This is a genomic window from Roseibium sp. (assembly GCF_025698965.1).
Lineage (GTDB): Bacteria > Pseudomonadota > Alphaproteobacteria > Rhizobiales > Stappiaceae > Roseibium.
In genome coordinates, this window is record NZ_JAILWL010000012.1 from 22,985 (window position 1) to 33,369 (window position 10,385).

Here is a 10,385-nt window from a genome sequence, read left to right on the forward strand (position 1 = left end):
CCTCATCGGAATGCAAGGTCACGCAGAAACAGCGCGATTTGTGGGAAGAAAATCAGCGACGCCGATACAGCCAGAAGGATGACCGTGAACGGGAATATTCCCCGAATGACTTCGATATACGGCCGCTTGAAGATTGCGATGGCGGTGAAGATGTCACAGCCGAAAGGCGGAGTTGCCGAACCGATGGCGACCTGGAGCGTGATGATGGTTCCAACCAGCACCGGATCGAGACCCACGGTTTTGACCACCGGCGCGAAGATCGGCACCAGGATCAGAATGACCACGATCGGGTCGACAAACATGCATCCAACAAAAAAGGCGATGGATATGACCGCCAGAACACCTTTCGGCCCCATGTCGGCAACCCCGACAGCCGCCAGGATCTGTTGCGGGACTTCTGCAAAGGATATCACCCATGAGAACGCCGCGCCGGCACCGACGAGGATGAACACCACTGCCGTGATCAACCCTGTCGATTTTGCGATCGTATAGATCTCCGATGGCTGCAGGGATCTGAAGATCACGAATTCCAGGACCACCGCGTAAAGCACGCAGACTGCAGCAGCTTCGGTCGGACTGAAAACACCACCATAAATGCCGCCGACAATGATGACAGGAAAACCCAATGGCCAGACAGCCTTTCGGATCGACTGAAATCGATCACCCCAGCTGGCCTTGGGTTCTGTCGGCACATTCTTGATGGTCGCGTAGATGATGCTGTAGGCGGAAAACAGGACAAGAAGCAGCAGGCCAGGTCCGATGCCCGCGATGAAAAGTTCCGCAATCGACGTGCTGGACACCACTCCGTAGATGATCATGCCGATGGATGGTGGAATGAGGAAGGCAATGTCGGAGGCATTGATGATCAACGCCAGCACGAAGGAATCCTTGTACCCGGCCTTCAGCATGCGCGGACGCAGCGGCGAGCCGACGGCAACCACCGTTGCCTGCGTCGACCCGGACACTGCCCCGAACAAGGTACAGGCCGTTGCGGTGCTGACCGCAAGCCCGCCTTTGACGTGGCCAACGAATTTCATGACCATGTCGATGAGCCTGTTGGCAGATTGGCCACGGGTCATGATATCCGCCGCCAGAATAAACATCGGGACGGCAATCAGCGATGCTGGACGAATGCCTGCCATCATCTGCTGAACCATGAAATCCATCTTGCTGAAATCGCCGAACATCATGAAGAAGCCAACGAATGTTGCAGCCAGCAACGGGATCATCATCGGAAAGCCGAGAAGAAGAAGGACCAGCATTATCAGAAAGATAGTCAAAGCCATGCCAGCGCCCTCCTAAACTTCCAGCTCGTCGTCGTCATATCCCTCAAGCACCTGGGTGGAGAGATAAATGTCGTTTGCGACGACGTTCTTGATGGCTGTCAGGGCGTATTGCAGGGCGGTCATGAAAAAGCCGACCGGAACCCACAGGAAGATCCAGAAGACGGGGATCTGCAAGGCGGGCAGCACACGGCCAGAATTGGCGACTTTCGAGATGTAACCTATCGAAAAATAACACAGCGCAAACATCGCCACGGCAGTCGTTGTCGCAATCAGCACCATCAGAGGTTTGCGCGCTCCCGGCGGCAAGGCATCGTAAATTGCCGACATGCGGATATGACGGCCCTGACGGGCAGCGTAACTGATGCCGGCAAATGTGATCAGGATGATCAGGATCCGGTTCAGCTCCTCAGTGAAGAACAGACTGTGCTGAAGCAGAAACCTTCCCACAACGTTGGCAACGGTGTTGAGTGCCATAAGCAGCACACCAGCTGCCAGCATGGCGGATTCCAGACGGCTTACGACAGTGTCAATCACACCCAGAATGCCCGGCAACGTCGATGCGTGCGGGTCGTGCTTTTCCGAAACGTCCACAATATCCTCCCACCAGGCAGAACAAGGGTCCGAAGACGTCACCGCCTCCGGACCTCTTGCGCCCGTATCAGTCCTTGGTCGCTTCGAGATCGGCTTTCAGCTGTTCCAGGATGGCTTTACCGCTGTCACCGGTCATTTCAATGAACTTGGCTTCAACAGCTCCTGCAGCTTCCTTGAAACAAGCACGCTGTTCTTCGCTCAGAACAGTCACCGTCATTTCCGGCTTGGCATCCATGATCTTCTTAAGTTCCTGCTCCGCCAGACCTTTTTGGTAATCGACGATGAAGTCGTAGGCCGTTGCCGCGGCATCATTGACGACTTTCTGATCTGCCTCGCTCAGACCGTCGAAGAAATCCTTATTGGCCATCACCGCCGTGGTGAAGTTGTTGTGACCTGCATAAGTGATGTGATCCGTCACTTCGTAGATCTTGGTGGAATAAAGGAAGAAGGTGGGGTTTTCCTGACCCTGGATGATGTTGGTCTGCAGGCCGCCATAGACTTCTCCCCAAGGTAGCGGTGTCGGTGTTGCACCGAATGCCTTGTAGGATTCAACCAGCAACGGATTGGTCATGACTCGGAATTTGACTTCGTTCAGATCCTCACAACTGGTCACCGGCGACTTGGTGGTCATCGCCACTTCGCCTTCCGGGAACATCACCAGAAGTTCCAGACCCTGCTGGCTGTAAAGCTTCGTGAAATCCTCATTGATCGCCTTGCTCTGCTTGTAGAAGCGGCCGAGATGATCCTGATCGGTCGGCAGCAGGTAGGGCACGAAAAACACCTGCGCTTCCGGAATAAGGGCTCCGGTGAACCCGGGCGACTGGTCAACGAATTGCAGAATACCGGCCTGCGCCTGCTCCATGATATCTGCCGATTCCCCAAGCGTGCCATACGGGAACAGTTGAACCGTGTGATCGGAATTCTTTTCGATTTCTTCCTTGAATTTCTGCGCGTAGACGCCCTGCACCTCAGTCAGCGACTCTTCGAACGCATATTTCCATTTATCGGCATTGGCCGTCCCTGCACCGGCCACCAGAAAGGTCACTGCTGCTGCAGTCCCAAGGAGTTTTTGAATGTTCGACTTCATTTGGATTTCTCCTCCAGTTTCACTCACCCGGCCGAATACCGCCTTGGCAGCGCAGCCAGGATTGCAATTGTCGACCCGAAGTCACCGACGCTTCAGGTCGGTATTTCCGGTCATTCCCCATATTGTTATGATTTTTAGAAACTGAAACAGAGACAATAAATAGTCAATCCAAATATAAAATCATGACAATTTTTGTGATCGACAGACAAATCCCCTGTCCGGTCACGCTTGTGACCGGCCCGGTCTTGCTACCGATTGAGGATCCCCTAGCTAAGGAGAGCTGGCTCCGGCTGGCTCCGGATAAGGCGCGAGATGATGGTGAGGCCGGTTTCGAGTTCGGATACGTTAACGCCACCGAGACAGATGCGCACTCCGACCATGGGATTGATGTCGGATGTCATGAAAGTCGACCCCGGGCCAACGGCAACGCCTTTGCGGGTCGCATGCGCCACGAACCCTTCCTCGGTCCACGGCGCCGGCAGCGGCAGCCAGATATGCATGCCGGTCTCGGTTCCGTGGAATGGAATCCCTGCCAGAATTTTGCGCGCAAGTCGGTTTCGTTCCGCTAAAGCGACACTCTGCCAGCCACAGAGCCGTTGCGCGGTTCCGTCAGTTATCCAACGCGTGCCGATTTCTGCCATAAGTGCCGTCACCATCCAGTTTGTCACCAGGTGACGGTTAGATGCTGCTGCCTCGTAAGCTTCCGGAACGACGAGAAACCCAAACCGCAGACCGGCCATGATGCATTTGGTCAGGCTGGTGAAATAGAAAGTCCGCTCGGGCGCAATGGCCGCAATCGGCACCGGACGCTCCGGCTGCAACGGCCCCCAGGCATCGTTCTCAATGATCAGCACATCTTTTGCGCGGGCAATTTCAACGATTTCCGCCCGCCGCGTCTCAGACATCAGCGTCGCAGTTGGATTGAGGCCGGTCGGCATGAGGTAAAGCGCCTTCACACTTTCCTTTTCGCATTCACGGACAAAGGAGGCAGGAACAATGCCTTCCTCATCGATCGTCAGACCGCGCAAACGGAGACCGAGGTAGCGCGTCAAAGGCTTCAATGTGTGATGACCAAGCTCCTCGGTCAGGATCAGATCGCCTGGATTGGCCACGGTCATGAGGGCAACCGTCATGGCCGAAGTGTTGCCGTTGGTCAGCAAGAGACTTTGTGCATGTGGCCGCAGCCCGCAAAGCTCCAGCCAGGCAAAGGAAGGTTCGGAATACCGGCGCAGCGCACCCAGGGGGCGAAAAGACGAGATCACCGATTGGGGCATATCGACACTCAAGGCAGCAAGTGCTTCGCACATCGCCTCTGAATGCAGGGTCTCAAAAACCGGTTTCAGCATCGAACAGTCGATCAATTCGCCCTGCTGCCGGTCTGGAAGAAAGGGGGTCTTCGTGTCGTTGCGCTCCAGGCGGACAAAGGTGCCCCGCCCGACTTCACCGGCAATGAACCCCCGACGGATCAACTCGTCATAAGCGCGGCTGACGGTCTGGACGCTGATATTCAGGTCATAGGCAAGGTCACGATGCGTCGGCAACCTGTCGCCGTTGCGCAGATCTCCGGCTTCCACCGCGCGGATTACCGCTTCCGCCAATGAACGGTATGCCGGACGTTTGAGATCTTCCGGTCTTGGGGGCCATATTGTCATGATTTATTGATGGCCTTTTTCGGGACAATTGACAAGCCTATAGCGCTGGCCCATTGATGGTATCCATGGCTGCTATCAAACTTGACGACCGCGATATCAAGATACTCGCCCTTCTCACGAAAGAAGGCCGAATGTCCAAAGCCGCTCTTGCGGAAAAGGTCAACCTGTCTGCAACTCCATGCTGGGAACGGCTGAAGCGTCTTGAAAAAGCAGGGATCATTTCCGGATACCACGCAGAAGTGGAACTCAAGCTCATCGCACCGCACGTCTCGGCCTTTGTCATGGCCGAACTGGAAAACCACCGGGCAGAAACCTTCCAGACATTCGAAGCTGCAATCGCACGTTACGACGAGATCACCGCTTGCTGGGCGATCGGCGGCGGATTTGACTACCTTTTACAGGTGGTTACGCACAACGTCGACACCTACCAGGCCTTGATCGACGAACTGCTCGGCTCGGGCACCGGGCTTGCACGCTACTTCACCTACATCGTCACCAAACCGGTCAAGATCTCCGCAACGCCTCCCATCTCCCTTCTGCTGTCCGCAACGGATGAGAAGAACTGACTGCTATCGGACGAAAATGCAGAAGAATCTTCTGCATGGCGCTGCCGGTTCATCAGTTTCCTCTCCCCTTCCGAGACTACATTTCAGGCAATTCATCAACTTGACGAGGATTGCCATGTCTGTCGCTAAACGCGCCCTGAAGGAAACAGATTGGGCATTGTCCCTACCAGAGCTGCTACGCCAGGACAGCTACATCGACGGCAGCTGGGTCCCCGGCCGGCCTTCGACAAGGATTTCCGTCACGAATCCGGCAGATGGCTCTGTCCTCGGCGAAATTGCCGCCATGTCGTCAACCGAGAGCTTGCAGGCCGTCGACGCTGCGCAAGCCGCGTTTCCCAATTGGTCTTCATTGTTGCCACAGAACCGATCAGCAATCTTGAGACGCTGGTTCGAGCTGATCCTGCAGCACAAGGAGGATCTGGCTCTAATCATGACGCTTGAGCAGGGAAAACCGATATCGGAAGCCCGAGGTGAAATCGATTATGGAGCTTCCTTCGTCGAGTTCTATGCCGAAGAGGCAAAGCGACCCAACATCGAAAATGTCACATCCCACTTACCGGATGCGGAAGTTGAAGTCTGGCGCGAACCTGTCGGGGTTGCCGCACTGATCACACCGTGGAATTTCCCGTCCGCAATGCTCACGAGAAAGGCAGCCGCTGCGCTTGCGGCAGGTTGTACGGTGGTGGCACATCCTTCGGGTGAAACGCCCTTTTCGGCGCTTGCGCTAGCCGAACTGGCTGAACGCGCGGGCTTTCCTAAAGGCGTTTTCAACATTGTTACGGGAGACGCTGCAACCGTGGTCGGCGCCTGGATGAAAGACCCGAGGGTCCGGGCGGTCTCCTTCACAGGTTCGACCGGCATCGGCAAACTGCTCTACGGCCAGGCCGCAAGTACCGTGAAGCGACTGGTGCTCGAACTGGGAGGACATGCTCCCTTTATTGTTTTCCAGGACGCCGATCTGGACCAGGCAGTCGACGAAGCGATCAAGGCCAAATTCGCGACATCCGGTCAGGATTGTCTGGGGGCGAACCGCTTCTTTGTCGAACGGCCGGTCTACGAGGAATTCTGTCTACGCCTAGCCGAAAGAACGTCATGTCTCACTGTCGGACCGGGTCTTGTCGACCCTGAAATCGGTCCTCTCATGAATGACAAGGCGATTGAAAAGCAGGAAGAGCATGTTGCAGATGCGATCGCCCGCGGCGCCAGGCTTCTGACCGGTGGCAAGCGTCATGACGCCGGACCGCTCTTTTATCAGCCGACTGTTCTCGCCGATGTTCCGGTGGATGCCCGGATCATGAGCGAAGAGACCTTTGGACCCGTTGCCGCGATCGCTCCCTTTGACACGGAAGATGAGGTTCTAAACCGTGCCAACGACACGGAGTACGGACTGGTTGCCTATGTTCACACCCAGGATCCGCGTCGTATCTACCGTGCCAGCCGGTCCCTGCAATTCGGGATGGTTGCCGTTAACCGCACCAAGGTCACCGGTGCTCCGATCCCCTTTGGCGGCATGAAACAATCCGGACTTGCCCGCGAAGGCTCACGCCTGGGGCTGGAAGCTTTCACCGACGTTAAATATGTGTGCCGTGACTGGGCCTGATATTATCAAAAGGAAAACCGCATGTTGAGAAACGATCATCTGGACCAGTGGGATCACGACCACTTTTTTCATCCCTCCACACATCTTGGCCAGTTCGCCCGCAGCGAAGCGCCCAATCGCATCATTAAAGGTGGCGAAGGCGTTTACATTCGAGATCGCGAAGGGGTGCAGCTGCTGGATGCCTTTGCCGGCCTTTACTGCGTCAATGTCGGTTATGGCCGCCAGGAAATTGCCGAAGCAATTGCCGAACAGGCCCGAGAACTCGCCTACTATCACTCTTATGTCGGTCACGGCACCGAAGCGTCCATCACACTTGCCAAGATGATTGCCGACCGGGCGCCAGCACATTTGAACCACGTCTATTTCGGCCTGTCGGGTTCAGATGCCAACGAAACCAACGTCAAGCTCGTCTGGTACTACAACAATATTCTCGGACGGCCGGAAAAGAAGAAGATCATCTCCCGGTGGCGTGGATACCACGGTTCCGGTCTGGTAACCGGATCACTGACTGGTCTTGAACTGTTTCACAAGAAATTCGATCTGCCGCTAGCGCAGGTTATTCACACGGATGCGCCTTACTATTACCGCCGAGGCGATGCCTCAATGTCCGAACAGCAGTTCTCCGACCATTGCGCGGCCGAACTTGACGCATTGATCGAGCGTGAAGGCGCCGACACGATTGCAGCCTTTATCGGCGAACCTGTTCTTGGAACCGGAGGCATCGTGCCGCCACCTGAAGGCTATTGGAATGCGATCCAGGCAGTATTGAAGAAACACGACATTCTGCTGATTGCCGATGAGGTCGTCACCGGGTTCGGAAGGCTCGGCAGCATGTTCGGCTCGGACCACTACGGGATGGAGCCTGACATCATCACCATTGCGAAAGGCCTGACCTCTGCCTATGCGCCCCTTTCCGGATCGATCATATCCGACAAAGTCTGGAAAGTGCTGGAACAGGGGACGGACGAAAACGGTCCCATCGGCCATGGCTGGACCTATTCGGCCCATCCGATCGGCGCCGCAGCAGGCGTTGCCAACCTTGAGCTGATCGACCGCCTTGGGCTTGTCAAGAATGCCGGAACTTCCGGCGCTTACCTGAACAAGGCCATGAGGGCAGCCCTTGCAGACCATCCCAAGGTTGGCGAAGTGCGCGGCGAAGGCATGCTGTGCGCCGTCGAATTCGTCAAGGACAAGGACGACCGGGTATTCTTCGACGCCTCTGAAAAAGTAGGCCCGTCCATCGCCGCTGCGCTGCTCGGCCACGGTGTGATAGCCAGGGCTATGCCGCAAGGAGACATCCTGGGCTTCGCGCCACCGCTGTGCCTGACGGAAATTGAAGCCGATGCTGTCGTTGAAAAGACGCTACGAGCGGTGACCGAAGTCCTCGATTGAGAACACAGCTTCAGAATCGGATTTTGACGTCGGACGGCTCACACCGTCCGGCGTTTCTTTTTTTTGCAATTATGACGACCGAAGGCAAACCGGTATGTTCGCCTTCGCATCACAATTAAATCCCGCAGCAATCTCCGCAAACACAGCAATTGAGCCAGTTCGCCATTTTAGAAGGCGAAAGGTAATTCAGTATATTTCATTAAATAACATTCATTTTAAAACTCGAGACTTTACAAACAGGTACATAATAAAATTCAATGTATACCGACGTACACTGGTTTACCGGCTTGAGAGGAGGCTGGCTTGAAACCGACAGATACCAGCAACCCGGAATATTTCCATCGGGTTGTCGATTGTCAGTATGCATGCCCGGCGCACACGCCTGTTCCGGAATACATTCGGTTGATCGCGCAACAGCGCTACACCGATGCCTACATGATCAATTGGGAGAGCAATGTCTTTCCCGGCGTGCTCGGGCGAACCTGCGACAGGCCCTGCGAACCCGCCTGCAGGCGCGGACGGGTCGAAGAGGAGCCAGTCGCCATCTGCCGTCTCAAACGTGTTGCGGCAGACCACAAGGATGACATTTCCAATCGATTGCCGAAGCCCGGCAACCCCAACGGAAAAAAGATCGCCCTGATCGGTGGTGGCCCCGCCTCGCTGACCGTGGCACGTGATCTGGCCCCCCTTGGATACGAGCTGCATCTCTTCGATGCTCAGGCCAAGGGCGGTGGCTTCATGCGCTCGGAAATTCCATCCTTCCGACTTCCCGAGACTGTGCTGGATGAAGAGGTTGGCTATGTGCTCGACCTCGGCATCGCTGCTACGTTCAACACATTCGTCGACAGCCTTCAAAGCGTGCTCGACAAGAACTACGACGCGGTTTTCATCGGCACCGGCGCACCGCGCGGGCGTGATCTGCCGGATCTTCCCGGTCGCAAGGAGGGCGACAAGAACATCCATATCGGGCTCGACTGGCTCGCCAATGTTGCCTTTGAACATGTTAAATCCGTCGGCAAGAAAGTGATCGTGCTCGGTGGTGGCAACACGGCGATGGACTGTTGCCGCACATCGCGCCGTCTCGGCGGGGAAGAAGTCAAGGTCATCGTCCGCTCGCCTTTCGCCGACATGAAGGCTTCGGAATGGGAAAAGGAAGACGCCATTCACGAAGGCATCCCGATCCTCGACAACCACGTCCCGAAGGAATTTGTCATCGAAGGTGGCAAGCTCGTCGGCATGAGCTTCGAAAAGGTCAAGGCTGTCTACCACAAGGACAATCGGCGGGAACTGGTTCCGACTGGCGAAGACCCCGTCTTCGTTCCTTGCGATGACGTGTTGATCGCGATCGGGCAGGAAAACGCCTTTCCCTGGATCGAAGCATCGACAGGCGTGCATTTCTCCAGCCGCGGACTGCCACTGCTCGATTCACTGACCCTGCAATCGACACGGCCCGATGTCTTCTTCGGCGGTGACGCGGCTTTCGGTCCGGAAAACATCATCACTGCTGTTGCTCACGGTCACCAGGCTGCCGTTTCCATTGACCTCTATTGCCAGGGCAAAGACCTGAAAGTCCGCCCGGCGCCCCATGTGAACCTTGTCAGTCAGAAGATGGGCATTCACGAGTGGAGTTACGACAGCGAACCGGTCGACGACAAACGCGAAGCGGTGCCACTGGTCGAACTGGACAAGGCCTTGAAAAGCCGGACCCTGGAAGTTGAACTCGGTTTCGATCTGGAAACCGCCTTTCAGCAGGCCGAGCGCTGTTTGAACTGTGACGCACAGACCGTGTTCACCGCAAACAATTGCATCGAATGCGATGCCTGCACGGACATCTGCCCGACAACCTGCATCAGTTTTGTTGAAAATGCGCCGGAACGGGAACTGAGGAAAAAGCTTCTGGTTCCGGCCACCAACAAGGAACAACCGATTTACGTCTCCGAGAAACTGCCCACAGGCAAGGTACTGGTGAAGGACGAGGATGTCTGCCTTCATTGCGGACTTTGTGCGGAACGCTGCCCGACCGCGGCGTGGGATATGCAGATGTTCTTTTACAACACGGCCAAGGCGGCCCCCGATCTGGGAGGCGCAAAATGAAACAGATCAAAGGCGTCAACGACTTCGTCGTCAAATTCGCGAATGTGAACGGCACCGGATCGGCCTCGGCCAACCACCTGTTCGCCAAGGCGATCTTCCGGATGAACATTCCGGTCA

8 protein-coding genes are annotated in these 10,385 nt (G+C 55.9%); 4 read left to right on the forward strand and 4 right to left on the reverse strand.

The window, feature by feature from the left end; all coding sequences use genetic code 11:
- Positions 1 to 2: 2 nt before the first annotated feature.
- From K5905_RS02090 to K5905_RS02105, 4 genes are all read right to left on the reverse strand, one after another.
- Positions 3 to 1,286, reverse strand: a complete 1,284-nt coding sequence (locus K5905_RS02090; RefSeq protein ID WP_297579748.1) for a TRAP transporter large permease — start codon at positions 1,284 to 1,286, stop codon at positions 3 to 5.
- 12 nt (positions 1,287 to 1,298) lie between these two features.
- Positions 1,299 to 1,877, reverse strand: a complete 579-nt coding sequence (locus K5905_RS02095) for a TRAP transporter small permease (RefSeq protein WP_297579751.1) — start codon at positions 1,875 to 1,877, stop codon at positions 1,299 to 1,301.
- A 67-nt stretch (positions 1,878 to 1,944) separates the two neighbouring features.
- The gene (gene dctP / locus K5905_RS02100; RefSeq protein WP_297579755.1) at positions 1,945 to 2,964 is read right to left on the reverse strand and encodes a TRAP transporter substrate-binding protein DctP; all 1,020 of its coding nucleotides are present in this window, start codon (positions 2,962 to 2,964) and stop codon (positions 1,945 to 1,947) included.
- Positions 2,965 to 3,230: 266 nt separating this feature from the next.
- A complete protein-coding gene (locus K5905_RS02105; RefSeq protein ID WP_297579758.1) occupies positions 3,231 to 4,616 on the reverse strand; it encodes a PLP-dependent aminotransferase family protein in 1,386 nt (461 codons plus the stop codon).
- 65 nt (positions 4,617 to 4,681) lie between these two features.
- Here K5905_RS02105 and K5905_RS02110 point away from each other — a divergent pair, with 65 nt between their 5' ends.
- From K5905_RS02110 to K5905_RS02125, 4 genes are all read left to right on the forward strand, one after another.
- On the forward strand, positions 4,682 to 5,182 hold the full coding sequence (locus tag K5905_RS02110) for an Lrp/AsnC family transcriptional regulator (RefSeq protein WP_297579761.1): 501 nt from the start codon (positions 4,682 to 4,684) through the stop codon (positions 5,180 to 5,182).
- 115 nt (positions 5,183 to 5,297) lie between these two features.
- Complete coding sequence (locus tag K5905_RS02115) at positions 5,298 to 6,782, forward strand: NAD-dependent succinate-semialdehyde dehydrogenase (RefSeq protein WP_297579764.1); 1,485 nt, start codon at positions 5,298 to 5,300, stop codon at positions 6,780 to 6,782.
- Positions 6,783 to 6,803: 21 nt separating this feature from the next.
- Positions 6,804 to 8,174: an aspartate aminotransferase family protein gene (locus K5905_RS02120; RefSeq protein ID WP_297579767.1), complete on the forward strand. Its 1,371-nt coding sequence runs from the start codon at positions 6,804 to 6,806 to the stop codon at positions 8,172 to 8,174.
- Positions 8,175 to 8,477: 303 nt separating this feature from the next.
- Positions 8,478 to 10,268, forward strand: coding sequence for an FAD-dependent oxidoreductase (locus tag K5905_RS02125; protein ID WP_297579770.1), 1,791 nt, complete (start codon positions 8,478 to 8,480; stop codon positions 10,266 to 10,268).
- Positions 10,269 to 10,385: the final 117 nt, after the last annotated feature.

What these genes read in the sequence shown, in the direction of transcription:
- K5905_RS02090 (WP_297579748.1), bottom strand. Translation starts at nt 1,286, where the DNA reads ATGGCTTTGACTATCTTTCTGATAATGCTGGTCCTTCTTCTTCTCGGC.
- dctP (WP_297579755.1), bottom strand. Translation starts at nt 2,964, where the DNA reads ATGAAGTCGAACATTCAAAAACTCCTTGGGACTGCAGCAGCAGTGACC.
- K5905_RS02105 (WP_297579758.1), bottom strand. Translation starts at nt 4,616, where the DNA reads ATGACAATATGGCCCCCAAGACCGGAAGATCTCAAACGTCCGGCATAC.
- K5905_RS02110 (WP_297579761.1), top strand. Translation starts at nt 4,682, where the DNA reads ATGGCTGCTATCAAACTTGACGACCGCGATATCAAGATACTCGCCCTT.
- K5905_RS02115 (WP_297579764.1), top strand. Translation starts at nt 5,298, where the DNA reads ATGTCTGTCGCTAAACGCGCCCTGAAGGAAACAGATTGGGCATTGTCC.
- K5905_RS02120 (WP_297579767.1), top strand. Translation starts at nt 6,804, where the DNA reads ATGTTGAGAAACGATCATCTGGACCAGTGGGATCACGACCACTTTTTT.